Genomic DNA, 26,146 nt, shown 5'->3' with positions numbered 1-26,146 from the left:
CCCTGGGTCATTCGCCGGAAGCATTCGATGCGTCGGAGCCGGCACGTTTGCGCTTGGCGCCACTGGTGCGGCGACGTTTGCGCGGCGCGGCGCCCGTCGCATCGGGCTTGCCGCTCAGGTCGCGAATCATCTCGCGGCGCTCGCTGTCGTTGCACTCCTGATACTCGGTCCACCATTCACCCAGGCCATCGGTCTCTTCACCCGCGCTTTCGCGCAGCAGAAGGAAGTCGTAACCGGCGCGGAAACGGGGGTTGTCCAGCAGCATGTCGGCGCGTTTACCGGAGCGACGCGGCAGACGTTCCTGCATGTCCCAGATCTCGCGGATCGGCAGGGTGAAACGTTTCGGAATCGCGATGCGCTGGCACTGTTCAACGATCAGCTCTTGCGCGGCGTCGTTCATGGCCGGGATGGGCGGCACGCCGCGTTCCTGCAGGCGCAGCACTTTGGCGGGCAGGGCGGGCCAGAGCAAGGCTGCAAACAGGAAGGCAGGGGTTACCGGCTTGTTCTGTTTGATGCGCAGGTCGGTGTTGGTCAGGGCTTCGCTGATCAGTGTATGGGTGTAGGTCGGGTTGTATTCCAGCGCCTTGGAGCTGGCCGGGAACAGCGGTTCGAACAGCTCCAGGTCTACGAGCATTTCGAACGTTGAAGCGGCGTAACCGGACAGGAACAGCTTGAGCACTTCCTCGAACAGGCGCGCCGACGGGATATCACGCAGCATCGGTGCCAGCGGCCGGATGGGCGTGGCGCTGTGTTTTTCGATGCCGAAATCCAGCTTGGCGGCAAAGCGCACCGCACGCAGCATGCGAACCGGGTCTTCCTTATAGCGTTGCTGCGGGTCGCCGATCAGACGGATCAAGCGATTGCGGATGTCGTGTACGCCGTTGGCATAATCGAGCACGCGCTCGGAAACAGGGTCGTAATACAGGGCGTTGATCGTGAAGTCGCGACGCTGGGCGTCCTCTTCAAGGGTCCCGTACACGTTGTCGCGCAGGATCCGGCCACTCTCGTTGCGCGAAGACTGGTTGCTGTCTTCGTCCTCGTCATCCACGGGATGATTGGCACGGAAGGTGGCGACTTCGATGATTTCGCGGCCGAAGTGAATATGAACCAGCTTGAAGCGCCGGCCGATGATTCGGGCGTTGCGAAACTCAGCGCGAACCTGCTCCGGCGTGGCGCTGGTGGCGACGTCGAAATCCTTGGGTTCGATATTCAGCATCAGGTCCCGCACGCAGCCACCGACCAGATAGGCCTGGTAGCCGGCGTTTTGCAGGCGCTCGACAATGCTCACCGCATAGCGGCTGAACTGGCTGCGCTGCAGCGAGTGTTGGCTGCTGTTGAGCACTTCAGGTGTGCTGCGGATATGTTGCTGCGGTTTACGCAGTGGGGAACGGAATGACTGGAACAGCTTCTTCAGCATGGGATGCACTGTTTGAAGGAATATTCGGCCAAAAACGGAGAATGACCGCATGATGGGCGGGGATTCTAGCATTTAGTCGAGGGATGGTGTAGGAAGCTGCGCGACAGGCTTACAAGAAGGGGTGAAAACGGTGTGTTGCAGAAACTACTGAGGGAGCCGAAGCTCCCCCTAGGTGTATGCTCTTTATTTTTATTGTCTGTTCGGGCTTTTTGTTTTTGTTGAGTGCCCATTCACGAGACTTTCGTCTGTGAACCCTCCCAATCGGGAGTCAAGAGCAAACGGATTGCTTTGGTCGCTGTGCTGCAATGATCCTTCGATCCAACCAGTTCAGGCGCTACCTTAGGGTAGTTTTTGTTGTTCTCGGCCTGGTCGTGGGGCAAGCCCCAAATACAACTCCTCTCCAAAAGAATCAGTTAGCTGCGCCTCCGCCGTGTTGTTTTTATTATGCGTGAGTCGATTCGTATTGTTTTTATTATGGGGTTGCTGCTGCGTATTTTTATTGTTCTTGTACCAGTGATATAGCAGGACCTGTGCCAACTTTCGAGAATCCAGCAAAACCGGGGCTTTCAGCGCGTGGGTGGCTTTTTACTGGCACAAAAAAGCCGGGAATTCGTTACCGTAAGACCCGGCTTCTGTTACGTGCAATTGCTGAGGTAACACCTTGGGGGAGGGCGGTTGTGCGCAGGCCAGAGCCTTGCACGCCCTCCGGGTATCAGGTTTCGCTGGCGACCCCTTTGCGCCGCGGAATACCCAGGCGCTGACGGCGTTCCCACAGGCATTTGCGGCTGACGCCCAATTTGCGCGCCAGTTCGGTTTCGGTCATGTGATCCTGATGCTCCAGGACGAAATGCTGGAAGTAGTCCTCAAGGGACAAGTCTTCCGTGGGTTCGTGGCTGGTTGAGTTGGAGGCATTCTGCTGGGCGGGCAGGCCGATGAAATCCTCATCGTCCAGCTCGCTCAGTTCAATGTCGATGCCCAGCAGCTCGGCGGAGATTTCCGGGCTTTCGCACAGAATGACCGCGCGCTCCACCGCGTTTTCCAGCTCGCGCACGTTACCCGGCCATGTGTAATGGCGAATCGCTTGCTCGGCGTCCGGCGCAAATTTCAGGTCAGTGCGGCCGACCTTGGCGCTTTGTCTGGCCAGAAAGGCCCGGGCGATGTCGAGGACGTCGGATCCGCGTTCACGCAAGGCGGGCAACTTCAGCGCGATGACGTGCAGGCGGTAATAAAGATCTTCACGGAACTGGCCGACTTTGGCCAGGCTTTTCAGGTCCCGGTGAGTGGCGGCGATCAGGCGCACATCGACTTTCTGCGACTGGACAGAGCCAACCCGGCGAATTTCGCCTTCCTGGAGCACGCGCAGCAATCGCGCCTGGGCTTCAAGAGGCAGTTCGCCGATTTCATCCAGGAACAGCGTACCGCCGTCAGCCGCCTCCACCAAACCTGCGCGACCGGCGCTGGCACCGGTAAAGGCGCCTTTCTCGTGGCCGAACAGTTCGGACTCGATAAGGGTTTCCGGAATCGCTGCGCAGTTCACTGAAATCATCGGTGCCTTGGCACGACGGGACAGGTTATGCAGCGCACGGGCTACCAGTTCTTTACCGGTGCCGGATTCACCCTGGATCAAGACGTTGGAGTCGGTGGGCGCGACCTTGCGGATTTTGCTGTAAAGATCCTGCATCGGGGCGCAAGCGCCAATGATGCCAATCTCGCCGTTGCTGTTGTCGACCGCGCTTTTGTCCGCGCCGCCAGCCTTGGCCATGCTGCGTTCGGCCTGCATGCTTTGCACGGTCTGGCGATCACGCAGGATGCGCGCCACGGCCTGGAGCATTTCGTCGTGGTCGAACGGCTTGGCGATGTAATCGACGGCGCCCATTTTCATGGAGTCCACCGCCGAGCGCAGGCTGGCATAGCTGGTCATGATCAGCACCGGCTTGCCTTCGCCCAGCCTGATCAGCTCGGTACCCGGGGCGCCGGGCAAACGCAGATCGCTGACGATCAGATCGAACGACGGGATGCTGAATCGTTCCTGGGCTTCCTGCACCGAACCGGCTTCGCTGACTTGATACTGGTTGCGTTCCAGCAAGCGTCGCAGGGCCGAGCGGATAATGGTTTCGTCTTCGACGATCAGAATATGCGGCATTGATTCGGTTCTCTCGACGGTCTCAGTTCACAGCGGACGTCGCTTCGACATGTCGCGGCAATGTCACCCGAATACGGGTACCGCGCTGATGCTCGGGGTCGGCCGGGCTGTCGATGGTGATTTGTCCATAATGCTCTTCAACGATGGAATAGACCAGTGCGAGGCCCAGTCCGGTACCTTCACCGGGATCTTTGGTGGTGAAGAAGGGTTCGAACAATCGGTCCATGATTGACTTGGGAATCCCGGTGCCTTCGTCTTCCACAATCAGGTCGACTGTGTGTTCCGACGCTTCGCTCCTGACCCGCACCGCACTGCCTGCAGGCGAGGCGTCACGGGCGTTGGAGAGCAGATTGATCAGCACCTGCGCAAGCCGTTGCGGGTCGCCATCGACCCAGTGTTCGGGGTCGCACAGGTTGTAGAAATGCACTTCGAAGTTGCGTCGGTTCAGCGCCAGCAGACCAATGGCATCCTGCGCCACTTCGGCTAGGCATACGGCTTCGTCGCTGTGCTGATGACCGCCCGCATGGGCGAAGCTCATCAACGACTGCACGATGCGTGACACCCGCTTGGTTTGCTCGAGGATCTGGCTGCTGATTTCGGTCAGTTCGCCGTCGTCTTCACGCTCTTCGCGCAGATTCTGCGCCAGACAGGCAATGCCGGTGATCGGGTTGCCGATCTCGTGAGCGACCCCGGCGGCCAGACGGCCGATACTGGCCAGACGTTCGGAGTGCACCAGTTTGTCTTCGAGCATCTGGGTGTCGGTCAAATCCTCGACCAGCAGCACCAGCCCGCTGTTACCGGGCGCCAATGGCTCGTCAATGGCCGCTTTGTGCAGGTTGAGCCAGCGGGTCTGGCCATCGAGTGCCAGGCGGTGTTTGTGCAAGTGCTCGTCGGGAAGGTTGATGAACCCCGATAACAGCTCTCGCCAGGGCTCGGCGATGGTTTCCAGTCGCGAACCGACGACCCGCTGGGCGGCGATGCCGGTCAACTCTTCCATGGCCTTGTTCCACATCAGGATCTCTTGATCCTTGGCCAGCGAGCACACGCCCATGGGCAGCTCTTGCAAGGTCTGTCGATGGTAGCGGCGCAAGGCATCGAGTTCGGCAGCCAGCCCGGTGAGGCGCGAGTGGTAATCCTCAAGACGGCTTTCAATAAAGTGGATGTCTTCGGTGACGTAGTTTTCGCCACCGGATTTGTAGGGCAGGAATGTCTCGACCATGTCCTGAGCCACGCTGGGGCCCATCAGCCCTGACAGATTGGCCTCAATGCGGTCGCGAAGGCGGCGCAACGCATACGGGCGCCGCTCGTCAAAGGGCAGATAGAGATCACGCAGCGCCTGTTCGACTTCCTTCTGCGCGGCCTTGGCGCCCAGCGGTTTGGCCAGTTGCGTGGCGAACTCCTGAGGCGAGGCCGCGTGCAGTTCGCGGCGCTGGGGGCGGCGCACGTTGTCCACCGCGCAGGCTTCGGCGGCACTGGCTTCTTCCGGGCTGGGATTGCTGAACAGGGAAATCAGCGTAAACAGCAGCACGTTGGCCGCCAGTGAGGCGATGGCCGCCATGTGCCAGCTGGTGTCATCCAGCACGTAGATCATGTTCAGCAGTGGGATGTAGAAGCCCTGGAAGTCACCGATCAACGGCAACAGCATGCTGACGGCCCACACCGAGATGCCGGCCAGCAGCCCGGCGATGAAGCCTCGACGATTTGCAGCTGGCCAATACAAGACCGACAGCACGCCCGGCAGAAATTGCAGGGTAGCCACGAACGCGACGATGCCCAGATTGGCCAGATCCTGCTGCGCACCCAGCATCAAGTAGAAGGCGTAGCCGGCCATGATGATCGCAACGATCAGACCGCGACGGGTCCACTTCAGCCAGCGGTAAATATTACCTTCGGCGGGCGGCTGATAAAGCGGCAGCACCAGATGGTTCAGGGCCATGCCCGACAGCGCCAGGGTCGAGACAATGATCAGCCCGCTGGCGGCCGACAACCCGCCAATGTAGGCGAGCAGGGCCAACGCCTTGCTGTTGACTGCAATGCCGATGCCCAGGGTGAAGTATTCCGGGCTGGTCTTGGCACCCAGCTTCAGGCCCGCCCACAGAATCAACGGCACCGCCAGGCTCATCAGTAGCAGGAACAGCGGCAGGCCCCAACTGGCGCTGACCAACGAGCGCGGGCTCAGGTTTTCCGTAAACGTCATGTGATACATGTGCGGCATCACGATGGCCGAGGCGAAGAACACCAGCAGCAACGTGCGCCACGGTCCTTCCTGCAGCGGCGTGTGCAGTGCGGCCAGTGCGCTCTGGTTTTGCAGCAGCCATTGTTCAAGCGCCTGTGGGCCGTCAAAAACACCGTACAGCGCGTACAGGCCGACGCCGCCGATGGCGATGAGCTTGATCACTGATTCAAAGGCGATGGCGAACACCAGGCCTTCGTGTTTTTCCCGGGTGGCGATATGGCGCGAACCAAAGAAAATCGTGAACAGCGTAATTAGTGCACAGAATGCCAGGGCCACGCGGTCCTGCACCGGCTCGCGGGTCAGGATGCCGATAGAGTCGGCAACCGCCTGGATCTGCAGCGCCAGCAGTGGCAGTACGCCGATCAGCATGAAGATCGTGGTCAGTGCCCCCGCCCAGGTGCTGCGAAAGCGAAAGGCGAACAGATCCGCCAGGGATGACAATTGATAGGTGCGGGTGATTTTCAGAATCGGGTACAGCAAGACCGGCGCCAGCAGAAAAGCACCGGAAACCCCGAGGTAACTGGAGAGAAAGCCATAACCATACTGATAGGCCAGCCCCACCGTTCCGTAGAACGCCCACGCACTGGCATAGACCCCCAGCGACAAGGTGTAGGTCAGCGGGTGGCGGATGATCCAGCGGGGAATGACGCCGCGCTCGCTGATCCAGGCCACGCCGAACAGCACTAACAAGTAGGCGGCGCTGACCAGAATCATCTGGGTCAGGCTAAAGCTCATCGGCATCTCGTTGGCTCTGGAGAATAAAAGTCACCACGATCAGGATCAGCCACAGAAGATACGGGCGATACCAGGCGCCAGTGGCGTCGATCCACCAATCCATGATGGCCGGAGAGAACAGGTAAATGCCTACCACCAGCAACAGGACCAATCGGTAGATATACATTTGGCCTCCTTCGCGATTCGTTCGCGTTGCGGCAGATGAGGAGCGGCATGGTAACGGATGGCGAGCAACCTGCAAGTGCCGTTTCGCCGTCCGTCTGCACAACAGGGGATCGACCGCTCTGGCTCAGTGTATGCGGGCTTCATCAAGGGTGCTTGCGCGCGGTATCAATGCGACGTCCCAGCGTTTGATCGCCCACTCAAGGACCTCTTTGGGGGTGCCGTACCTCAATTGCGTATCAACGGGCTGACCCAGCGCACGCAAGGCCCGCAACAGCAACGGCGTGGCCTGATCTGCGGGCAGTGGTGGTGAACGGTAGGATTTGCCCAGTTTGTTGCCATCCGGCTGGGTAATCAGCGGTACATGCAGGTAACGGGGCGGCGCAATGCCCAGCAATTCCTGGAGGTACAACTGGCGCGGCGTGGAGTCGAGCAGGTCGGCACCGCGCACCACGTCGGTGATGCCTTGCCAGGCATCGTCGATGACCACGGCCAGCTGATACGCAAACAGGCCGTCGCGGCGGCGAATCACAAAATCCCCGACCTCGCGTCCCAAATGCTGCTGAAAGTTGCCTTGGACCCGGTCTTCGAACGCGTACTGCAGTTGAGGCACGCGAATGCGGATGGCGGCGTTTTCCCATCCATGACCGGCGTCCCGACAGAGGCCCGGATAAACCCCGCCGAACGGCTCCAGTTGTTTGCGCGAACAGGTGCAGGCGTAGGCCAGCCCTTGGCTGAGCCAGTGGTTGATGACCTGTGCGTAGGCGTCATGGCGCTGGCTTTGGTTGACCCGCTCGCCATCCCATTCGAAGCCGTAGCGCTCAAGGGTGTCGAGAATCGCCGTTTGTGCGCCAGGGACTTCCCTTGGCGGATCGAGGTCTTCCATCCGCATCAGCCATAAACCACCCACCGAGCGCGCATCGAGGTAAGAGGCGAGCGCTGCGACCAGCGAGCCGAAGTGAAGATAGCCACTGGGCGTTGGCGCAAAGCGCCCGATGTAGGAGGGGGATTTCATGGGCGGGATATTACCGCGCGTCTGTCGAACAGCACGTTAACCTCTGATTGTAATGAGATCCGTTGGGGCGAGGCTTGCCCGCGAAGGGGGCGTTTCAGGTGAGAAATACGCCGCATGATATTCCGATTCGCGGGCACGCCTCGCTCCTACAGAATCGGGGATTGTCTTTGAAATCCAGAAACAACAAAGGACGCCGAAGCGCCCCTGGTTCAAGGTTGCGGGTCGTGTTACTTGCCGACCTGCTTTTCCTTGATTTCTGCCAACGTTTTGCAGTCGATGCAAAGGTCGGCGGTTGGACGTGCTTCGAGGCGGCGGATGCCGATCTCTACGCCACACGATTCACACCAGCCGTATTCTTCGTCTTCGATCAGCTGCAGCGTTTTGTCGATCTTCTTGATCAACTTGCGCTCGCGATCACGGGCGCGCAATTCCAGGCTGAATTCTTCTTCCTGACTGGCGCGATCCGCTGGATCGGGAAAGTTGGCAGCCTCATCTTTCATGTGATGCATGGTCCGATCGACCTCTTGCATCAACTGCAACTTCCAGCTGTTGAGAATCTTGGTGAAGTGAGCGCGCATGTCAGCGCTCATGTACTCCTCGCCCTTACTTGCTTCGTAGGGTTTGAAGTCACCAGCCATCTGGTTGGTCTGCTGCTTTTCTTGGGTGGGCATGAATGGACCGCCTCTCACTCTTTAATCCATTGCGCAGGATTTCTTCATTGCCGACACCTGCCGGCCCTGCGGCTGCAAGCGGGCGAACTTACCAGATCGAATCGGAGCGCGCTACTCCCGGTTGTCGAGCATGGGCGTGCGACCACACGGTTGATGATAGCCCCGGCCAAGGCCCTGGGTTTGAAAAGCGCGCAGAATATGAATTTAAGGGCCAGCCTTGCACCCGTTTGGATGCTTTCAACGGTCTGTTGTTCTCGATCGGGTAACTCAACGACGTGGGCCGATTCTGTCTTCATTTAAATTACCGGCCTTCATGAGGTTGGGTAGAATCGGTCGCGCAAGTCTCCCGGCCTGTTTTCCGGTCTCATTCTTCCAGGCTCGGTTTTTTATTTAAGGAGGGCCAATGGCTCAGCCCTACAGTGCGCGCAGTCGCGCTATCGAACCTTTTCATGTCATGGCGTTGCTGGCGCGGGCCAATGAACTGCAGGCGGCGGGCTGTGATGTCATCCACCTGGAAATCGGCGAGCCGGATTTCACCACGGCAGCGCCCATTATCGCTGCCGGTCAGGCCGCGCTGGCGGCGGGTAAAACCCGTTACACCGCGGCCCGTGGTTTGCCGGAGTTACGCGAAGCGATCTCCGGTTTTTATGCCCGACGCTACGGCGTGAGCATTGATCCGGACCGGATTCTGGTGACTCCAGGCGGTTCCGGGGCGCTGCTGCTGGCCAGCAGCTTGCTGGTCGATCCCGGCAAGCATTGGTTGCTGGCGGACCCGGGTTATCCGTGCAATCGGCATTTTCTACGGCTGATAGAAGGCGCGGCGCAATTGATCCCCGTGGGGCCTGATGTGCGCTATCAGCTGACGCCCGAGCTGGTGGCCCGACACTGGAATCAGGACAGCGTCGGCGCGTTGGTCGCCTCGCCGGCCAATCCCACCGGCACGCTGCTGCACCGCGACGAGTTGGCGGCCTTGTCGGCGTCGCTTAAATCACGCAACGGTCATCTTGTGGTGGACGAGATCTACCATGGCCTGACTTATGGCATGGACGCGGCCAGCGTGCTGGAGGTCGACGACGAGGCATTCGTCCTCAATAGTTTTTCGAAATATTTCGGCATGACCGGCTGGCGACTGGGCTGGCTGGTGGCGCCGCCTGATGCAGTGGCCGACCTGGAGAAACTCGCACAGAACCTCTACATCAGCGCGCCGAGCATGGCGCAATACGCGGCTCTGGCCTGTTTCGAGCCTCAGACCCTGGAGATTTTCGAGCAGCGTCGTGCCGAGTTTGGCCGCCGTCGAGACTTTCTGCTGCCCGCGCTGCGTGAGTTGGGGTTCAAGATCGCGGTGGAGCCGGAAGGCGCGTTTTACCTCTATGCCGATATCAGCGCGTTCGGCGGCGATGCCTTTGCGTTTTGCCGACATTTTCTGGAAGTCGAGCACGTAGCGATAACCCCGGGGCTGGACTTTGGCCGTTTTCAGGCGGGTCATCACGTGCGTTTCGCTTACACCCAGAGCCTGCCTCGTCTACAGGAGGCCGTTGAGCGTATCGCTCGCGGATTACGGAGCTGGCAAGGCTGATGCGCTTTTCTCCCGAGCTTGAAGAAGGTGTTCTGCTGCTGCGCTACAAGCGTTTTCTGGCCGATATCGAAACCACCGCCGGTGAACGGCTGACCATTCACTGCCCTAACACCGGCTCGATGTTCAACTGCATGATGCCGGGCGGCCGGGTCTGGTTCAGTCGGTCCAATGACCCTAAACGCAAACTGCCGGGCACCTGGGAAATCAGCGAAACCCCTCAAGGGCGGCTGGCATGTGTCAATACCGGGCGGGCCAATCACTTGGTAGAAGAGGCGTTGCGGGCCGGTGTCATCAGCGAACTCAAGGGTTTCAGCAGCCTCAAGCGCGAAGTAGCGTACGGCCAGGAGAAAAGCCGGGTGGATTTCCGTCTGGATTTTGCCGACGGCCCGGCGTTCGTCGAGGTCAAGAGCGTGACGCTGGGCTTCGACGGTTCTCCCGTTGCTGCTTTTCCCGACGCCGTCACCCTGCGCGGCGCTCGCCACTTGCGCGAGTTGGCGAGCCTGGCGCGTGATGGGGTACGAGCTGTATTGCTGTATTGCGTCAACCTGACCGGGGTCGACGCGGTGAGGCCCGCGCAGGAGATTGATCCCGGGTATGCGGCGGCGTTGCGCGAAGCGGTCGCGGCGGGCGTGGAAGTGCTGGCCTATGGCGTGCAATTGACGGCCGAGGAAATTTTCATCGACCGGCCATTGCAACTGCGGTGGGCGCTTGAGCCTGTTCAGTCGTTCTCGCTGGACGTCATCCAGATGCCGTCCTGATTTTCGTGACAGGCAATCGGCGTCAACGACTGCCCTTCGCAAGGCCCGGCCACACACTCGCCGCTTTCGATGAGAAACAGCGCGCCGTGAGTCGCGCACTGGATCAAACTGGCGCTGGCATCCAGAAACTCGTTTTCCTGCCACTCCAGTGCGACACCGCGATGCGGGCAGCGATTCTTGTAAACATAGACCTGTCCATCGCGACGTATTGCGACCAGTTTGAGACCGTGAAATGCCAGGCCATGGCTCTTTCCTTCCACGATGGCGTCGCTTGCGCAGAGTAATTTCAGAGTGGGTTCCTCGAGCTTTGCCGTAACGGTTTTAGCGAATTGTCTGGCCTCAGTTTCGCAGTTCTTGTGGCATTGAGGCCATCATCAACCGCGCAGAAGGGGTGAGAAATGATGCGTTGTCTGTGTTCAATGCTGGCATTGCTATTGCTGAGTGCTTGCCAAGCGCCACCTCCGTTGTCGAATATACCTCTTTCGCAGAGCCCGGCTGGGCGTGAGGATTTGGATTTAGGCATGATTCATGACACCAAAAGTGGACAGCAACTGACCCCACAGCAGCTTGCTGACCGGCTCGCCCAGGCTTCTCGTGTGCTGGTCGGGGAGCAGCATGACAACCCGGATCACCACGCGTTGGAGCTTTGGCTTTTGCAAGTGCTGGCTGATCGTCGCGGGCAGGGCAGTCTTCTTCTGGAAATGATCAATCCGGATCAGCAGGCATCGGTCGATGCGGTTCGCACCGCCATCGCCCATGGCGATTACCCGCAGGATTTGCCTGCCGCGCTGCAGTGGCAGAAGGGGTGGGACTGGACGCTATACGGCTCCATCGTGCGCTACGCACTGGCCCAGCCGTACCCGCTGATTGCCGCCAATCTGGACAGCGCAGAGGTCATGTCGCTCTACAAACAGCCCCCCGTGCAACAAGGCAAATGGTCATCAGCCCCTGAGGTCCGCGAACAATTGCTTGAGCAGGTTCGGGCATTCCACTGTGGCCTGCTGCCCGAGGATCGGTTGCCCGCCATGGTTGCCATCCAGCAAACGCGTGACCGGAGAATGGCCGAGCGTCTGCTGTCGGCGCCTGTTCCGGCGCTTTTGTTTGCCGGAAGCTGGCATGTCAGCAAGGACGTCGGCGTACCGTTGCACATGGCTGACCTTGGTGCGAAAGAACAGCCAGTGGTGCTCATTCTGGCCGAAGTCGGCGCGACGGTTGACCCTGCCCGGGCGGATTACGTCTGGTATACCCCGGCTGTTCCAGATCAGGATTATTGCGCCCAGATGCGCAAGCCGTCGGCTGAAACCTGATTAGCCGACGCATTTGCTACTACTCGGAAATTTCCTTTTGTTGCGTAGTCCCGCTCCTTGAAGGCCCTGCACCCCGCTTGTGAGGCGGGGGCTCATCTATTGTCTTGCCCTTGAACTTGAAGGATTCGAGGCGAGACATGGGCAGAGACGTACACGCTGATGATGAGCAATTGGCAAGACGAGCCATTGGCCTGTTGGACCTGATGGCGCTCAATGCGCAGGATACCGAGCAACGAATCATAGGCATGTGTCAGCGGGCGTTGACTCCCTTGGGGGCCGTGGCCGCCGTGTGCGTCTATCCGCGATTCGTGCTGCTGGCCCGTACCACCCTTGATCGGCTGCGCACGCCGGACATACGGGTGGTGGCAGCGGTCAACTTTCCCTATGGTTCGGCAAACATTGAATCTGCAGCCTCTGAGACTCGGGCCGCGGTCATGGCCGGCGCGGACGAAATTGACGTGGTGTATCCGTTCCGGACTCAATTGTGCGGCGATCAACAGACCGGAATGGACCTGGTGGCCGCTTGCCGGGAAGCCAGCGGGCCGAACACACGGCTGACCGTGACGCTGGAGACAGGCGACCTGCGTGACCCGCAGATCATTCTGGATGCAAGCCGTAGCGCAATCCTTTCCGGCGCTGATTTCATCAAGACCAGTACGGGCAAGGCCGTGGTCAGCGCGACGCCCCAGGCCGCCCGAATCATGCTGGAAAGCATTGCCGAAGTGGGGGGGCAGGTTGGAGTCAAGTTTGCCGGTGGCATCCGCACCTTCGAGGATGCCAAGGTATTTCTGAGCATGGCGCAGGCGCGCTTCGGCCCTCACTGGGTCACGGCTGATCGCGTACGCCTTGGCGCGTCCAGCCTGTTGGACGACCTGCTGATTCACCTGGGGGTGCTGGCGCCCGGGCCGTATGGGAACAGCTATTGATGACTGTGTCTTTTAACAGGCAAAAAAAGACCCGGCAAAGAGCCGGGTCAAAAACCGTGATTAGCCTGATGAGGAGATAATCTGAGAGTCCGAACCAAGGTCTGTCAGATATCAGCCGGTCTCGCGACCGGATGTGATAATCATAGCGATTCTCATTTGCATGTCAACGGTTTATTTTGGGCGTCTGACTCGCTTAACCCTCTGCTCGAGATGCCGGGCTATTCAATTGGTTATTCAAGGCATTTTTGCGATCAATCGGCAGGTCATTCCAGTGAATATCCAACAGCGCTGCTTCTATGGCATATAACAGCACTTTAGTTGCACGGAACCCTCGTTTTCGAACAGCCTGAAAAGCACCGACCGAACCCACTTTCCGTAAATCCGTAGCGCTGTGAATGCCTACCGCGTGCAACCACTGAGATGAAGTCTTGCCAAGATTTTTAAGATGTTGCAGTTCATCGTTCATCATTGCCTCCATGCGATGCTACGCATCGACACTATGTGACGCGCAGGTGAACGTCCACCTAGTGTAGTTCGCAGCCTGTGGCCACAAGGAGGGGGGACGACTTACGGAGCATCGGGGCGATAGATGGCACAACTGGTTCAGGGCGGCAGATCCCGGCATGCGTTGCACATGCCGGCAGGTGAGCCTTGTTCGTTAGTGAGTGCGATAGCGCATGCGGGTACCGAAGTTGACGGACATCAGGATCTCGTCAGCCGACAGTTCGGCAGGGAAGAATGCACCGGATATCTGCGCATGGGCAATACTGGCGCCCTCCATGGGCGTATTGCTCAAATCAAGACCGCGCAGGTCCGCCGAGCGAAAATAGGCATCGGTAAAGTCGATGCCTGCGGTATCCAGGTTGCGCAGATCCAGGCCACGAAAATCACCTCCAGCCAGATCCACAGTGCCGGTCTTGGGTTTCTGCAGATTGAATCCGGCAATGTCGTCTTTGCGCAGCAGTGCGTACAAAAACGAATCAAGTATCTTCGGCTGGCTCATAGGGGCCTCTTCCGTTGCGTTGGAATTGTGGCGCCAGTATATCGCCACTATTTTCGAGCCGGGAAGTGCTATTTTCCAATCGGCTCGAACATTTTTCAGAGGCCGGGAAGGCGCTGACGGATGTTCTCGATCAGGCTGTCCAGGTCCGAACTTTTATTGGTCTGCACGTGCTTGCTGTGCAGCAATTCTTCGGCACTCAGTGGCTCGCGACTGGCCTGTTGGGCCTCTATCACGTCCAGCGTTGCGTCGGACGGATCATTATTTTCCGCCTGGCGATGAGCCAGCCAGCCCGCGATCACAGCATGGGGGGCTTCGCAGTCCAGAATCAGAAACGGAACGCCAGTGGCTTCTGCGACATGCGCCGCCGCTTTGCGCTGGTCGCTCTTGAGGTAGGTCGCGTCGATAATGACGGGGAATCCGGCGCGCAGGACGACGCCTGCCAACTGATGCAGGCTTTCATAAGTGGCGATGCTGGCTGCTTCGCTGTAAAGCCCGGCGCTCGCATCCCTGGCTGCCAATAAACGCTTGCGCTCAATGTCGGATCGCACGCGGATGGCGCCCAGGGACTCGACCAGGCGCATGGCCACGTGGCTTTTGCCCACGGCCGACACGCCATGGGTGATGGCCAGAAAGAGAGACGGGATCGCGCTGTAGCTTTCGGCCAGATTCGCATAGTTGCGGTATTGGCGAAGCGTGGTACCCCGTTGCACAGGATCGGCATCCGCTGGCAGGCTGAACAGAGCAACCTTGGCACGCACCAGTGCGCGGTACGCTTTGTAGAAATTCAGCAGCTCAAGGCCTTGATAGTCGCCGGTTATTTCCAGGTATTGGCTGATGAGGCGACGTGAAAGGGATTTAAGGCCGCGATCTTCCAGGTCCATGGCCAGAAAGCCGATGTCGGCGTAGACGTCGGTCATGCGGAACGGCTCGTTGAACTCCACGCAGTCGAAGATCACAACCTTGTTGTCAATCAGCGTGATATTGCCCAGGTGGATGTCGCCATGGCATTCACGAATGAAGCCTTCTGCCTTGCGCCGCTCCAGCAAGGGTTTGAGACGGTTGAAACTGGTTTCTGCCCATTCTTGCAAGGCGCCCAGTTGCAACAGATCGGCTTTTTCGCTGATCAGTGGCCGGATCTGCTCAAAGTTCTGCAGCACGGGTGCCATGACGCTGTCCGGCGAACCCAGGTCGTGCTCCGCCGTCACCACGGGAGCCGTGGTATGAAATTTACCGATTTGCCGGGCCATCTCGTCGATGTGTGCAGCGGTCAGCTCGCCATTGGCCTGCAAGGTGCTGAACAGGCCGTTTTGCGGAAACTGACGCATTTTCAGCGCGTACTCGATGACTTCGCCTTCGCCACCCAGCTGTGGCGCGTCTGGCGTGCCGGTAACCGGTATGACGTCCAGGTACAGATCGTCGGTCAGGCGCTGGTTCAGGCGCAACTCTTCGTTACAGAAATGTTGGCGCGCCGACAGAGTCGTGAAGTCCAGAAAGCCGAAATTCACTGGTTTCTTGAATTTATAGGCGAAGGGACCCGTCAGCAGCACCCACGAAATGTGCGTCTCGATAAGCTGGAAGCCTTCGACCGGATGCGGATAAAGAGCAGGGTTTTGCAGGGCTGCAATCAGTGACTGGCTCACGGACGATCCTTCAGAAGTGATAATTGGATTAATGGCTCAAGGCAGCCATTATGGCCGCTTGACGCTAGCCTGCAAACCGCTGGCACGGCCGCCTTTCGAACCCTTGCAAAGTGCGTATAATCCGCCGCCATGACTCGTACTCGCTCTCCCCGTACCCCAAAAAAACCTGCCCCTGGCCGACTTCGCACCTGGATGGGCTGGGCTTTGAAGCTCAGTCTTGTCGGTTTGGTCGTGCTGGCCGGCTTTGCCATCTATCTCGATGCCATCGTTCAGGAAAAGTTCTCCGGCAAGCGCTGGACTATTCCGGCCAAGGTCTACGCAAGGCCACTTGAGCTGTTCGTCGGGCAAAAGCTCACCAAGGACGATTTCCTCATTGAGCTGGATGCCCTGGGCTACCGTCGCGAAAGCGTCGCGAACGGCCCTGGTGCGGCGGCAGTGAATGGCAATACGGTTGAGCTCAATACCCGTGGCTTTCAATTCTATGAAGGCATGGACCCCGCGCAGCAGGTCCGTGTGCGCTTTTCCGGTGACTACGTTGCCGAACTGAGCTCCGCCAATGGCGCAAAGCTTGCCGTGGCCCGTCTTGAACCGCTGATGATCGGTGGGTTGTACCCCAAGAACCTCGAAGACCGGATTCTGATCAAGCTCGATCAGGCGCCGCCGTATTTGCTCGACACCCTGGTGACCGTCGAAGATCGCGATTTTTATCACCACTTCGGCGTCTCGCCCAAGTCCATTCTCCGGGCCGTCTGGGTCAACGCTTCTGCTGGCCAGATGCGTCAGGGGGGCAGTACGCTGACGCAACAATTGGTCAAGAACTTCTACCTGACCAGTGAGCGAACCCTCAGCCGAAAGCTGACTGAGGCCATGATGGCGGTCTTGCTGGAGATTCATTACAGCAAGCAGGAAATTCTGGAGGCGTACCTCAACGAGGTGTTCCTCGGGCAGGACGGCCAGCGCGCCGTGCATGGCTTCGGCCTCGCCAGCCAGTATTTCTTCAGCCAGCCACTTTCAGAGCTCAAGCTGCATCAGGTTGCGCTGCTGGTCGGTCTGGTCAAGGGGCCGTCCTACTACAACCCGCGGCGTAATCCCGAGCGTGCGCTTGAGCGTCGTAACCTGGTTCTGGATCTTCTCGAGCAGCAGGGAGTTGCCACGGCGGACGTTGTTGCCGCCGCGAAGAAAATGCCTTTGGGTGTGACCAAAACCGGCAGTCTGGCGGACAGTTCGTTTCCGGTGTTCCTGGATCTGGTCAAGCGGCAGTTGCGCGAAGACTATCGCGACGAAGACTTGACCGAGGAAGGATTGCGCATATTCACCAGCTTCGATCCGATCCTGCAGATGAAGTCCGAAGCGGCCATGACCGAGACGTTCAAAAAGCTGGGTGGGCGCAAAGGCGTTGACGCAGTGGAAGCGGCCATGGTCGTGACCAATCCGGAAACCGGTGAAGTCCAGGCGCTGATTGGCAGTCGTCAGCCCGGCTATGCCGGGTTCAACCGGGCCATCGATGCGGTTCGCCAGATAGGGTCATTGATCAAGCCGGTCATTTACCTGACCGCTCTGGAGCAACCGAGCAAGTACACCTTGACCAGTTGGGTGGCCGACGAGCCGTTCCAGGTCAAGGGGGCAGACGGTCAGATCTGGAAGCCGCAGAACTACGACCACAAGGCACACGGCAACATCTTCCTGTATCAGGGGCTGGCGCACTCCTACAACTTGTCCAGCGCCAAGATCGGCCTGGAAACAGGCGTGCCGAATGTCCTCAAGACTTTGGGCAAGCTTGGCGTAGAGGCTGACTGGCCGGCCTATCCCTCCATGTTGCTGGGCGCGGGCGCGTTAAGCCCGATGCAGGTAGCAACGATGTATCAGACCATCGCCAATGGCGGCTTCAGCACCCCGATGCGCTCGATTCGCAGCGTTTTGACTGCCGAGGGCGAGCCGCTCAAGCGTTATCCGTTCCAGATCCAGCAGCGCTTCGATCCGGGCGCCATTTATCTGCTGCAGAACGCCATGCAGCGGGTGATGCGCGAAGGTACGGGCAAGGCCGCTTATAACGTATTACCGAGTTCATTGAACCTGGCGGGCAAGTCCGGTACGACTAACGATTCGCGCGACGCCTGGTTTGCAGGCTTCAGCCAGGATCTGCTGGCAGTCGTCTGGATGGGCCGTGATGATAACGGCAAGACGCCATTTACCGGGGCCACCGGGCCGTTGCAGGTATGGACCAGCTTCATGCACAAGGCCGACCCGTTGCCGTTGGACATGCCGTTACCGGATAACGTGGTTCAGGCGTGGGTTAATGCCGGGACAGGGCAGGGTACGGATGCAGGCTGCCCGAACGCCGTCCAGATGCCGTATATTCGCGGCAGCGAACCCGCGCCCGGTCCGACCTGTGGCGCAGCGCCAGCCCCCGCCGATTCCGTCATGGATTGGGTCAAAGGCTGGTTGAATTAAGTAAAGAGGACAACACGTGAACAAATGGTGGATTCCAGCTTTAACAGCTCTGGCTTTGCTCAATGGTTGTGCCAGTGTTGAGCGTGGCTCGATTCCGGTCGTCGATGCCAGCTCGAAAGTGTCAAACGGTGAGCGGGTTGCAGCTTCCCGCAACGGTGCCTATCGGCCGGCTGCCGCGCGAGCGCCTGCCCAGGCCCAGGCTGTTCCGCAGGATTCCGGTGTGGTTGTGGTCATCCCGGACGGCGGTGCCAGTGCTGTGCCATTTAGCACCGGTGCTCCGATTGACACATCGCCGGTCAATCAGGCGCCAATCAATACCGCGCCGATCAGTAACAACAGCTACAGCATGCCTGCAGCCTCCGCGCCCACCGGCATTCCTTCATCAGGCGGCGGTCTCTCCGCTGATGAGCAACTGGACGGTCCAGTGCTGGCTTTGCTGACCACAGCCCAGCAACAGCAAAACGGGGGCGACCTCAATGGCGCTTCTTCGAGTCTGGAGCGAGCGCAGCGTGTTGCGCCTCGTGAGCCGCAAGTGATCTACCGCCTGGCGCAGGTTCGACTCGCCCAGGGCGATGCCGCGCAAGCGGAACAGCTTGCCCGTCGCGGCCTGACCTATGCCAATGGCAGCCCCAGCTTGCAGGCCAGCCTCTGGGAAATCATCGCCCAGGCTCGGGAAAAACAGGGTGACTCGGCGGGTGCTGCCTTGGCGCGTCAAAAAGCCAAGGTGGGCGCGTGATGGACAAACGCTTTCCTGAGGTGGCGGAACACTTGCTGCTGATCGAGCGCGAACTGAGGGTGCTGGGGTGGTGGAGCGACAAGCCTCCCAGCGATGAGGCGTTGTCCAGTGTCGAGCCGTTTTGTGTCGACACCCTGGAATTCGAGCAATGGTTGCAGTGGATTTTCCTGCCACGCATGAAGATCATTCTTGAGGAAAACCTGCCGCTGCCCAATGCGTCCGGGATTCTTGACATGGCCGAAATGGTCTACGCCTCTCGCCCTCAGGAAACCCGATTTCTGCAACAACTGCTGGCGCATTTTGATCGACTGATTACCGAGTTTGCCTAGGCAGCGTTCGCCTCTAGCTGCAAAAGTCGTCGATCGCCTTTTGCGTTTCACTGATACGTGACTGGCGCTCCTCTTCTGACAGGCGCCTCACGCCGCCCTCGACCTCTTCACGCACGCGTGGGTTGATCTTCAACTGGGCGAGGTTCGTGCGCAGGGTTGTACAGTTTTCCTTGCGCCTGGTTTCTTCTGCGGCAACCTGTTTTTTTACCTTGGTATCAATGGCTCGCTGTTGCTTTTCGCCATCAACGTCATCCGTTGGCCTGCCAGAAGCAGGGGCCGGGGGTGGCGTTGCCGTATTGATTTCCTGCGCCGCTTGCCCTGCCGGAGGTTGGGCGTCGAAGTGCGTCACGCCTTGAGCATCGACCCATTTGTAAACCTGCGCGGCCTGGCTGGTGTTGCTGATTGCCAAGGCGAGCAGGACAGGGAAAATCATGCGGTGCATACCGTTTCCTTGGAAGGGTGTTCACTGCGCAAGCTATCACAAGCACCCTTGCGCGGTCCCATCTGGTGGTTTTTCATGCGGTTAGTGATAAGAAAGCTTACGGATTGCTTGACTTGAGAGGGTCGAATCACAACAATCCAAAGTTCGCTGTGGAAGGACTGCCAGAAGCAGACCATCTCGGTAGATCATGAGGCGCACACCCGCGCCGACCTGTTACACCCGCAACGCGTTACCTCGCGCTGGGTGGGAAAGCCCCGCAACACTCTGGGGTCATCCCAATACTTGCTCAGTCAGTGCTGACGTAGTCGGCGACCACCGTCGCTCATGCTCTGCTTGGCAGTAAAACCTATTAAGACCCGTCCTCGTTTGTGGGCGGTATTCTGGCGTTTTAGAGGTGAACAACGTGGAGCTTTTATCCGGCGGCGAAATGATCGTCCGCTTTTTGCGTGACGAAGGCGTTAAGCATATCTACGGGTACCCTGGTGGTGCCCTCCTGCATGTCTACGATGCCCTGTTCAAAGAACCTGCCGTGAGTCATATCCTTGTTCGTCACGAACAAGCGGCAACGCACATGGCTGATGGCTACGCTCGCGCGACCGGCAAGGCTGGCGTGGTGCTGGTCACTTCCGGCCCTGGCGCCACCAACGCAATCACCGGTATCGCCACGGCGTACATGGACTCGATTCCGATGGTGATTCTTTCCGGGCAGGTAGCCAGTACTCTGGTGGGTACCGACGCATTTCAGGAAACCGACATGATCGGTATTTCCCGTCCGATCGTTAAGCACAGCTTCATGATCAAGCATGCCTCGGAAATCCCGGAAGTCCTGAAGAAGGCTTTCTACCTGGCGCAGTCCGGTCGTCCAGGGCCGGTGGTGGTCGATATCCCGAAAGATATGACCAACCCGGCCGAGAAATTCGAGTACGTGTTCCCGAAAAAAGCCAAGCTTCGTTCCTACAGCCCGGCGGTTCGTGGTCACTCGGGCCAGATCCGCAAGGCTGTGGAAATGCTGCTTGCGGCCAAGCGTCCCATCATCTACGCCGGCGGCGGCGTGATCCTGGGCAATGGCTCCGGGCAACTGACCGAGCTGGCGCAATCGCTGAACGCTCCGGTGACCAATACCTTGATGGGCCTGGGCGCTTATCCGGGCATGGATCGCCAGTTCCTCGGCATGCTGGGCATGCACGGCAGCTACACCGCCAACCTGGCAATGCACCATGCCGACGTGATCCTGGCCGTGGGCGCGCGTTTCGATGATCGCGTGATCAATGGTGCGGCGAAATTCTGCCCGAACGCCAAGATCATCCACATCGATATCGACCCTGCATCGATTTCCAAGACGATCAAGGCTGACGTACCTATCGTCGGTCCGGTAGAGAGCGTGTTGACCGAAATGGTTACCACCCTCAAGGATATTGGCGAGACGCCGGATAAAGCTTTGGTCGCCAGTTGGTGGAAGCAGATCGAAGAGTGGCGTGGCGATAACGGCATGTTCCCGTACAACCCGGGCGACGGCACCGTTATCAAGCCTCAGAAAGTCATCGAAACGCTGTGTGAAGTCACCAAGGGCGATGCTTACATCACGTCCGACGTTGGTCAGCACCAGATGTTTGCGGCGCAGTACTACCGCTTCAACAAGCCCAATCGCTGGATCAACTCCGGCGGCCTGGGCACCATGGGTTTTGGTTTCCCTGCAGCCATGGGCGTCAAACTCAGCTTTCCGGATGCAGACGTCGCCTGCGTGACGGGTGAAGGCAGTATCCAGATGAACATCCAGGAACTGTCGACCTGCCTGCAATACGATCTGCCGGTGAAGATCATTCTGCTCAACAACGGCGTGCTCGGCATGGTTCGCCAGTGGCAGGACATGAGCTACAGCGGTCGTCACTCGCACTCTTATATGGAGTCGCTGCCTGACTTCGTGAAGCTGGTCGAGGCCTATGGCCACGTCGGCATGCGCATCACCGAGCTGAAGGATTTGAAGCCGATGATGGAAGAGGCCTTCGCCATGAAGGACCGCTTGGTGTTTATCGATATTCAGGTTGATGTCACCGAGCACGTCTACCCGATGCAGATCAAAGACGGCTCCATGCGCGATATGTGGCTGAGCAAGACGGAGCGGACTTAATCATGCGGCACATCATTTCCCTTTTGCTGGAAAACGAACCCGGTGCCTTGTCTCGCGTCGTGGGCCTTTTTTCGCAACGCAATTACAACATCGAAAGCCTGACTGTGGCGCCAACCGAAGACCCGACGCTGTCGCGCCTGACGTTGACCACTGTCGGCCAGGATGAGGTGATCGAGCAGATCACCAAAAACCTTAACAAGCTGGTCGAAGTGGTCAAGCTGGTCGATCTGTCGGAAAGTGCCCACATCGAGCGCGAACTGATGCTGATCAAGATCAAGGCCACCGGCGCACAGCGCGCCGAGATCAAACGCACGACGGATATTTTCCGTGGGCAAATCGTTGACGTTTCAGCCAGTGTCTATACCGTGCAACTGACCGGTACAAGCGACAAGCTGGACAGCTTCATTCAGGCCATTGGCACTGCTGCCATCCTGGAAACAGTACGCAGCGGCGTTACGGGCATTGCCCGCGGCGACAAAGTGCTGAGCATCTAACTTATTTAGCAAATGGCCTGAACGGCCAGGATAACAGGGGAATTTCATGAAAGTTTATTACGACAAAGACTGCGACCTTTCGATCATCCAGGGCAAAAAAGTTGCCATCATCGGTTACGGTTCTCAAGGTCACGCCCAGGCGTGCAACCTGAAAGACTCCGGCGTAGATGTCACTGTTGGCCTGCGTAAAGGTTCGGCGACTGTCGCCAAGGCTGAAGCGCATGGCCTGAAAGTGACTGATGTTGCTTCCGCCGTAGCGGCTGCTGATCTGGTCATGATCCTGACCCCGGACGAATTCCAGTCCGCCCTGTACAAGAACGAAGTCGAGCCGAACCTGAAAAAGGGCGCAACACTGGCCTTCTCCCACGGTTTCGCAATCCACTACAACCAGGTTGTGCCTCGCGCTGACCTGGACGTGATCATGATCGCCCCCAAGGCACCAGGTCACACCGTGCGTACCGAGTTCGTAAAAGGCGGCGGTATTCCTGACCTGATCGCGATCTACCAGGACGCCTCGGGCAATGCCAAGAACGTTGCTCTGTCTTACGCTTCGGGCGTTGGCGGCGGTCGTACCGGCATCATCGAAACCACGTTCAAAGACGAAACCGAAACTGACCTGTTCGGCGAACAAGCCGTGCTGTGCGGCGGTACCGTTGAGTTGGTCAAAGCGGGCTTCGAGACGCTGGTTGAAGCTGGCTACGCTCCGGAAATGGCGTACTTCGAATGCCTGCACGAATTGAAGCTGATTGTTGACCTCATGTACGAAGGCGGTATCGCCAACATGAACTATTCGATCTCCAACAACGCCGAATACGGCGAATACGTGACCGGTCCTGAAGTCATCAACGCTGAATCCCGTCAGGCGATGCGCAATGCTCTGAAGCGCATCCAGGACGGTGAATACGCGAAGATGTTCATCAGCGAAGGCGCCACCGGCTATCCTTCGATGACCGCCAAGCGTCGTAACAACGCTGCGCACGGCATCGAAATCATCGGCGAGCAACTGCGCTCCATGATGCCTTGGATTGCTGCGAACAAAATCGTCGACAAAGACAAGAACTAAGTCTTTTCGATTTGTTCTGCGGTAGAAGAACGCGGCCACTGGGCCGCGTTTTTTTATTTCGGGCCTGTCGTTTTGCGCTGAAACGGCAACAGGCTTCGACGCTTCTGGTATAAAGCTGCATCGTTTGCAGGCGAACCCTCGCCGCAGACATCTGTCGAAACTTTCCACACCGTTGCAAGGTAATGTCCATGAGCGAACGTCCTGAAGAGCCAAGCAAGGCTTCTGACGCCGAAAGCCTGCTGCCGATCGATGAACACATTGAAGAAGGGCATGACGCCGAAGGTCGCAAGGTCCGGCATCGCGGTATCTATCTGCTGCCAAACCTTTTCACTACGGCAAATCTGTTTGCCGGCTTCTACTCCATCATCAGTTCGATGAGCGCCCAGAGTGCCTTGAGCGCGGGTGATGCTGCAGGGGCGAGCAAGTATTTCGCATTTGCCGCCATTGCCATTTTCGTCGCCATGGTTCTCGATGGGCTGGACGGTCGAGTGGCACGCATGACCAACACCCAGAGTGCGTTCGGCGCGGAATATGATTCCTTGTCCGACATGGTTGCCTTCGGCGTTGCGCCTGCATTGCTCGCCTTTGGTTGGGCGCTGGGCGATATGGGCAAAGTGGGCTGGATGGTTGCCTTCATTTATGTCGCGGGCGCAGCGTTGCGTCTGGCGCGCTTCAACACGCAGGTGGGCACAGCCGACAAGCGCTATTTCATTGGGCTTGCAAGTCCGGCTGCGGCAGGCGTCGTTGCCGGTACGGTATGGGCATTCAGTGACTACGGAATCCAGGGGTCCAAGCTTTCGTTTCTGGTGGCCTTGCTGGTAGCGGCCGCAGGCATGCTGATGGTCAGCAACATCAAGTACAACAGCTTCAAGGAGCTGGATCTGAAGGGCCGCGTCCCCTTTGTTGCGATTTTGGCGGTCGTGCTGGTGTTCGCTGTCGTGTTCAGCGATCCGCCGCGCATTCTGCTGCTGATATTCCTCGCCTATGCAGCCTCCGGCCCGGTTCAATATTTGTTACGTCTGCGTCGTAGCCGATCGGCCGAGTGATGTAATTTCCCCCATACTCCGCAGTCTATTGGTGCATCTGTTCCATAGACTGCGGAGTTGTCATGCTAATCAAGCTTCCCTCGTCGTCTGACTGCAAAGAGTCGGACGTCACTCCCGAATCCCTCTATCTCTCCCGTCGCACGCTGCTGGGCAGCTCGCTGGCAGGTCTGGCTGTCGGCGCAATGCCGCGTTGGGCCAGCGCTGCTGATCCTTCCCGTTATGCGGATGTTGAGCCAGGGAGCGCGCCGTCGTGGTTTGCCGAAAAGCTGCCTTCGACCAAATGGCAGGCGGTCAACGTCAAAAATGAGGCCATCACACCTTTCAAGGACGCGACCCACTACAACAACTTCTACGAGTTCGGAACAGGCAAAAGTGATCCTGCGCAAAATGCCGGGTCGCTCAAAACCGAACCCTGGAGTGTGGTCATCGACGGAGAGGTCGGCAAGCCGGGTCGCTATGCCCTTGAAGACTTCATGAAGCCCTACGAGCTGGAAGAGCGGATCTACCGATTGCGCTGTGTCGAGGCATGGTCGATGGTCATCCCTTGGATTGGCTTTCCCATCTCGGCGCTGCTCAAGCAAGTCGAGCCCACCTCCAAGGCAAAATACATCCGCTTCGAAACGCTGCAGGATCCGAAAACCATGCCGGGTCAGCGTTCCAGTTTTGCGCTGATCGACTGGCCCTATGTCGAAGGGTTGCGGCTTGATGAAGCCATGAACCCTTTGGCCATTCTTGCGGTAGGGATGTATGGGCGCGAGTTACCCAACCAGAACGGAGCACCGCTGCGTTTGGTGGTGCCATGGAAGTATGGCTTCAAAAGTGTGAAGTCTATCGTGCGTATCAGTCTGGTCAGTGAGCAGCCGAAAACAACCTGGCAGAGCATTGCGTCCGACGAGTACGGCTTCTACGCCAACGTTAACCCGACGGTTGATCACCCGCGTTGGTCGCAAGCCCGTGAACGACGCTTGCCAAGCGGGCTGTTCAGCCCTAATACCCGTCCGACAGAAATGTTCAACGGTTACGGGGAGGAGGTCGCCTCCTTATACACAGGTCTCGATCTGAGGAAGAACTACTGATGCGTTACCCGTTCTGGCGGCTCGGCGTCTTTTTGGCTGCGTGCGTTGCACCGGTGCTTTGGCTCTATCAAGCCTGGATTTTCGCTTTAGGTCCTGATCCTGGAAAGGTGCTGGTGGATCGGCTCGGCCTGGGCACACTGATTCTGTTGTTGATAACCCTCGCCATGACGCCGCTGCAGCGGATGACGGGGTGGGCTGGCTGGATTTCAGTTCGCAGGCAGCTAGGGCTCTGGTGCTTTGCCTACGTCTTCATGCACATGAGCGCCTATGCGGTATTCATCCTGGGGTTGGACTGGGCGCAGCTGGGCACCGAGCTGGTGGAGCGGCCTTACATTATTGTGGGGAGCCTGGCTTTCCTGTGTTTGCTGGCACTGGCCGTCACTTCGAATCGCTACAGCCAGCGTCGATTGGGAGCAAAGTGGAAGAAGCTTCATCGACTGATCTATGTGATTCTCGGGCTAGGGCTGTTGCATATGCTTTGGATCGTCCGGGCAGATCTCAAAGAGTGGTCGATATACGCTGTGATCGGGGTGGGCCTTCTTATTATGCGGATCCCTATGATCGCCAAGCGAATCCAGCGGGTTAAAGCCAAAAGGAGTGCTGTTGTAACAAAAGCGTAAATAAACGGTTGACGCCTCCTCGAATCTCTCTATAATTCGCACCTCTTCCGGAACAGACGAAACGGAAAACCTCTTGTTAATCAAGTGGTTAGCCAGTTTGGTTGGCGAGGAAGAGGCTTCGATGGGTTGATCGAAAGCGGTGAAAAAAGGCAGTTGACAGCAGGTTGTAACG

24 protein-coding genes are annotated in these 26,146 nt (G+C 58.4%); 13 read left to right on the top strand and 11 right to left on the bottom strand.

Annotated elements, in window-relative coordinates:
• Positions 1-7 precede the first annotated feature (7 nt).
• The 6 genes from ACP7B0_RS19000 to dksA all read right to left on the bottom strand — a co-directional run bounded on the left by ACP7B0_RS19000 (position 8) and on the right by dksA (position 8,379).
• On the bottom strand, positions 8-1,417 hold the full coding sequence (locus ACP7B0_RS19000; protein WP_426143128.1) for a polynucleotide adenylyltransferase PcnB: 1,410 nt from the start codon (positions 1,415-1,417) through the stop codon (positions 8-10).
• Positions 1,418-2,129: 712 nt separating this feature from the next.
• Entirely contained in the window at positions 2,130-3,560 is a 1,431-nt protein-coding gene (locus tag ACP7B0_RS18995) for a sigma-54-dependent transcriptional regulator (RefSeq protein ID WP_426143127.1), read from the bottom strand.
• A gap of 22 nt (positions 3,561-3,582) precedes the next feature.
• On the bottom strand, positions 3,583-6,537 hold the full coding sequence (locus ACP7B0_RS18990; protein WP_426143125.1) for a sensor histidine kinase: 2,955 nt from the start codon (positions 6,535-6,537) through the stop codon (positions 3,583-3,585).
• A complete protein-coding gene (locus ACP7B0_RS18985; protein WP_004879930.1) occupies positions 6,521-6,697 on the bottom strand; it encodes a hypothetical protein in 177 nt (58 codons plus the stop codon). The genes ACP7B0_RS18990 and ACP7B0_RS18985 overlap by 17 nt, the downstream gene beginning before the upstream one ends.
• 123 nt (positions 6,698-6,820) lie before the next feature.
• Positions 6,821-7,708, bottom strand: coding sequence for a tRNA glutamyl-Q(34) synthetase GluQRS (gene gluQRS / locus ACP7B0_RS18980; protein ID WP_426143124.1), 888 nt, complete (start codon positions 7,706-7,708; stop codon positions 6,821-6,823).
• A gap of 227 nt (positions 7,709-7,935) precedes the next feature.
• Positions 7,936-8,379, bottom strand: a complete 444-nt coding sequence (gene dksA / locus ACP7B0_RS18975) for an RNA polymerase-binding protein DksA (RefSeq protein WP_426143123.1) — start codon at positions 8,377-8,379, stop codon at positions 7,936-7,938.
• A 403-nt stretch (positions 8,380-8,782) separates the two neighbouring features.
• Here dksA and ACP7B0_RS18970 point away from each other — a divergent pair, with 403 nt between their 5' ends.
• Together ACP7B0_RS18970 and sfsA are read left to right on the top strand one after the other, a co-directional pair.
• Positions 8,783-9,955, top strand: a complete 1,173-nt coding sequence (locus ACP7B0_RS18970; protein WP_426143122.1) for a pyridoxal phosphate-dependent aminotransferase — start codon at positions 8,783-8,785, stop codon at positions 9,953-9,955.
• Positions 9,955-10,713, top strand: coding sequence for a DNA/RNA nuclease SfsA (gene sfsA / locus ACP7B0_RS18965; RefSeq protein ID WP_426143121.1), 759 nt, complete (start codon positions 9,955-9,957; stop codon positions 10,711-10,713). The genes ACP7B0_RS18970 and sfsA overlap by 1 nt, the downstream gene beginning before the upstream one ends.
• On the opposite strand, the gene ACP7B0_RS18960 is transcribed toward sfsA, so the two are convergent.
• On the bottom strand, positions 10,674-11,003 hold the full coding sequence (locus tag ACP7B0_RS18960) for a Rieske (2Fe-2S) protein (RefSeq protein ID WP_426143304.1): 330 nt from the start codon (positions 11,001-11,003) through the stop codon (positions 10,674-10,676). The two genes, sfsA and ACP7B0_RS18960, sit on opposite strands and share 40 nt — an antisense overlap.
• A 111-nt stretch (positions 11,004-11,114) precedes the next feature.
• Between ACP7B0_RS18960 and ACP7B0_RS18955 the strand changes: the two genes are divergently transcribed.
• Both ACP7B0_RS18955 and deoC read left to right on the top strand, forming a co-directional pair.
• Positions 11,115-12,020, top strand: coding sequence for a ChaN family lipoprotein (locus tag ACP7B0_RS18955; RefSeq protein WP_426143303.1), 906 nt, complete (start codon positions 11,115-11,117; stop codon positions 12,018-12,020).
• A gap of 137 nt (positions 12,021-12,157) precedes the next feature.
• On the top strand, positions 12,158-12,946 hold the full coding sequence (gene deoC / locus ACP7B0_RS18950; RefSeq protein ID WP_426143120.1) for a deoxyribose-phosphate aldolase: 789 nt from the start codon (positions 12,158-12,160) through the stop codon (positions 12,944-12,946).
• A gap of 193 nt (positions 12,947-13,139) precedes the next feature.
• Here the strand turns inward: deoC and ACP7B0_RS18945 are convergent, their stop codons facing one another.
• The 3 genes from ACP7B0_RS18945 to ACP7B0_RS18935 all read right to left on the bottom strand — a co-directional run bounded on the left by ACP7B0_RS18945 (position 13,140) and on the right by ACP7B0_RS18935 (position 15,589).
• A complete protein-coding gene (locus ACP7B0_RS18945) occupies positions 13,140-13,412 on the bottom strand; it encodes a TfoX/Sxy family protein (RefSeq protein WP_426143118.1) in 273 nt (90 codons plus the stop codon).
• A gap of 192 nt (positions 13,413-13,604) precedes the next feature.
• Positions 13,605-13,949, bottom strand: coding sequence for a pentapeptide repeat-containing protein (locus ACP7B0_RS18940; protein ID WP_426143117.1), 345 nt, complete (start codon positions 13,947-13,949; stop codon positions 13,605-13,607).
• Between the two features lie 95 nt (positions 13,950-14,044).
• Positions 14,045-15,589: an AAA family ATPase gene (locus ACP7B0_RS18935; protein WP_426143116.1), complete on the bottom strand. Its 1,545-nt coding sequence runs from the start codon at positions 15,587-15,589 to the stop codon at positions 14,045-14,047.
• A 129-nt stretch (positions 15,590-15,718) separates the two neighbouring features.
• On the opposite strand from ACP7B0_RS18935, the gene mrcB reads away from it, so the two are divergent.
• From mrcB to ACP7B0_RS18920, 3 genes are read left to right on the top strand one after another with little or no spacing between them, the layout of a single operon-like run.
• Positions 15,719-18,040: a penicillin-binding protein 1B gene (gene mrcB / locus ACP7B0_RS18930; protein WP_426143115.1), complete on the top strand. Its 2,322-nt coding sequence runs from the start codon at positions 15,719-15,721 to the stop codon at positions 18,038-18,040.
• Between the two features lie 16 nt (positions 18,041-18,056).
• Positions 18,057-18,776: a tetratricopeptide repeat protein gene (locus ACP7B0_RS18925; protein ID WP_426143114.1), complete on the top strand. Its 720-nt coding sequence runs from the start codon at positions 18,057-18,059 to the stop codon at positions 18,774-18,776.
• Positions 18,776-19,105, top strand: coding sequence for a YqcC family protein (locus tag ACP7B0_RS18920; RefSeq protein ID WP_426143112.1), 330 nt, complete (start codon positions 18,776-18,778; stop codon positions 19,103-19,105). The genes ACP7B0_RS18925 and ACP7B0_RS18920 overlap by 1 nt, the downstream gene beginning before the upstream one ends.
• A gap of 13 nt (positions 19,106-19,118) precedes the next feature.
• On the opposite strand, the gene ACP7B0_RS18915 is transcribed toward ACP7B0_RS18920, so the two are convergent.
• On the bottom strand, positions 19,119-19,547 hold the full coding sequence (locus tag ACP7B0_RS18915) for a DUF4124 domain-containing protein (RefSeq protein ID WP_426143111.1): 429 nt from the start codon (positions 19,545-19,547) through the stop codon (positions 19,119-19,121).
• A 403-nt stretch (positions 19,548-19,950) separates the two neighbouring features.
• Here ACP7B0_RS18915 and ACP7B0_RS18910 point away from each other — a divergent pair, with 403 nt between their 5' ends.
• The 6 genes from ACP7B0_RS18910 (at position 19,951) to msrQ (ending at position 25,974) form a co-directional block, all read left to right on the top strand.
• A complete protein-coding gene (locus ACP7B0_RS18910; RefSeq protein ID WP_426143110.1) occupies positions 19,951-21,675 on the top strand; it encodes an acetolactate synthase 3 large subunit in 1,725 nt (574 codons plus the stop codon).
• A gap of 2 nt (positions 21,676-21,677) precedes the next feature.
• A complete protein-coding gene (gene ilvN / locus ACP7B0_RS18905) occupies positions 21,678-22,169 on the top strand; it encodes an acetolactate synthase small subunit (RefSeq protein WP_426143109.1) in 492 nt (163 codons plus the stop codon).
• 46 nt (positions 22,170-22,215) lie between these two features.
• Positions 22,216-23,232, top strand: a complete 1,017-nt coding sequence (ilvC, locus tag ACP7B0_RS18900) for a ketol-acid reductoisomerase (protein WP_268799538.1) — start codon at positions 22,216-22,218, stop codon at positions 23,230-23,232.
• A 188-nt stretch (positions 23,233-23,420) separates the two neighbouring features.
• A complete protein-coding gene (gene pssA, locus ACP7B0_RS18895; RefSeq protein WP_426143107.1) occupies positions 23,421-24,278 on the top strand; it encodes a CDP-diacylglycerol--serine O-phosphatidyltransferase in 858 nt (285 codons plus the stop codon).
• Positions 24,279-24,340: 62 nt separating this feature from the next.
• Positions 24,341-25,354 (top strand): protein-methionine-sulfoxide reductase catalytic subunit MsrP, encoded by a 1,014-nt coding sequence (gene msrP, locus ACP7B0_RS18890; protein ID WP_426143106.1) that lies wholly within the window; start codon positions 24,341-24,343, stop codon positions 25,352-25,354.
• On the top strand, positions 25,354-25,974 hold the full coding sequence (gene msrQ / locus ACP7B0_RS18885; RefSeq protein ID WP_426143105.1) for a protein-methionine-sulfoxide reductase heme-binding subunit MsrQ: 621 nt from the start codon (positions 25,354-25,356) through the stop codon (positions 25,972-25,974). The genes msrP and msrQ overlap by 1 nt, the downstream gene beginning before the upstream one ends.
• Positions 25,975-26,146: the final 172 nt, after the last annotated feature.

Origin of the sequence: Pseudomonas sp. DWP3-1-2 (assembly GCF_049896285.1) — a bacterium.
Lineage (GTDB): Bacteria > Pseudomonadota > Gammaproteobacteria > Pseudomonadales > Pseudomonadaceae > Aquipseudomonas.
The sequence above is the reverse complement of the archived record's forward strand: the minus strand, read 5'-3'. Positions and strand labels throughout refer to the sequence as shown.

Excerpts from the sequence above, each read along its gene's own strand:
- ACP7B0_RS18945 (WP_426143118.1), bottom strand. The coding sequence starts at position 13,412 with ATGAACGATGAACTGCAACATCTTAAAAATCTTGGCAAGACTTCATCT.
- msrP (WP_426143106.1), top strand. The coding sequence starts at position 24,341 with ATGCTAATCAAGCTTCCCTCGTCGTCTGACTGCAAAGAGTCGGACGTC.
- msrQ (WP_426143105.1), top strand. The coding sequence starts at position 25,354 with ATGCGTTACCCGTTCTGGCGGCTCGGCGTCTTTTTGGCTGCGTGCGTT.
- ACP7B0_RS18940 (WP_426143117.1), bottom strand. The coding sequence starts at position 13,949 with ATGAGCCAGCCGAAGATACTTGATTCGTTTTTGTACGCACTGCTGCGC.
- mrcB (WP_426143115.1), top strand. The coding sequence starts at position 15,719 with ATGACTCGTACTCGCTCTCCCCGTACCCCAAAAAAACCTGCCCCTGGC.
- ilvN (WP_426143109.1), top strand. The coding sequence starts at position 21,678 with ATGCGGCACATCATTTCCCTTTTGCTGGAAAACGAACCCGGTGCCTTG.
- ACP7B0_RS18985 (WP_004879930.1), bottom strand. The coding sequence starts at position 6,697 with ATGTATATCTACCGATTGGTCCTGTTGCTGGTGGTAGGCATTTACCTG.
- ilvC (WP_268799538.1), top strand. The coding sequence starts at position 22,216 with ATGAAAGTTTATTACGACAAAGACTGCGACCTTTCGATCATCCAGGGC.
- ACP7B0_RS18920 (WP_426143112.1), top strand. The coding sequence starts at position 18,776 with ATGGACAAACGCTTTCCTGAGGTGGCGGAACACTTGCTGCTGATCGAG.
- deoC (WP_426143120.1), top strand. The coding sequence starts at position 12,158 with ATGGGCAGAGACGTACACGCTGATGATGAGCAATTGGCAAGACGAGCC.
- ACP7B0_RS18990 (WP_426143125.1), bottom strand. The coding sequence starts at position 6,537 with ATGCCGATGAGCTTTAGCCTGACCCAGATGATTCTGGTCAGCGCCGCC.
- ACP7B0_RS18955 (WP_426143303.1), top strand. The coding sequence starts at position 11,115 with ATGCGTTGTCTGTGTTCAATGCTGGCATTGCTATTGCTGAGTGCTTGC.
- pssA (WP_426143107.1), top strand. The coding sequence starts at position 23,421 with ATGAGCGAACGTCCTGAAGAGCCAAGCAAGGCTTCTGACGCCGAAAGC.
- ACP7B0_RS18915 (WP_426143111.1), bottom strand. The coding sequence starts at position 19,547 with ATGCACCGCATGATTTTCCCTGTCCTGCTCGCCTTGGCAATCAGCAAC.
- sfsA (WP_426143121.1), top strand. The coding sequence starts at position 9,955 with ATGCGCTTTTCTCCCGAGCTTGAAGAAGGTGTTCTGCTGCTGCGCTAC.
- gluQRS (WP_426143124.1), bottom strand. The coding sequence starts at position 7,708 with ATGAAATCCCCCTCCTACATCGGGCGCTTTGCGCCAACGCCCAGTGGC.
- ACP7B0_RS18995 (WP_426143127.1), bottom strand. The coding sequence starts at position 3,560 with ATGCCGCATATTCTGATCGTCGAAGACGAAACCATTATCCGCTCGGCC.
- ACP7B0_RS18970 (WP_426143122.1), top strand. The coding sequence starts at position 8,783 with ATGGCTCAGCCCTACAGTGCGCGCAGTCGCGCTATCGAACCTTTTCAT.
- ACP7B0_RS19000 (WP_426143128.1), bottom strand. The coding sequence starts at position 1,417 with ATGCTGAAGAAGCTGTTCCAGTCATTCCGTTCCCCACTGCGTAAACCG.
- dksA (WP_426143123.1), bottom strand. The coding sequence starts at position 8,379 with ATGCCCACCCAAGAAAAGCAGCAGACCAACCAGATGGCTGGTGACTTC.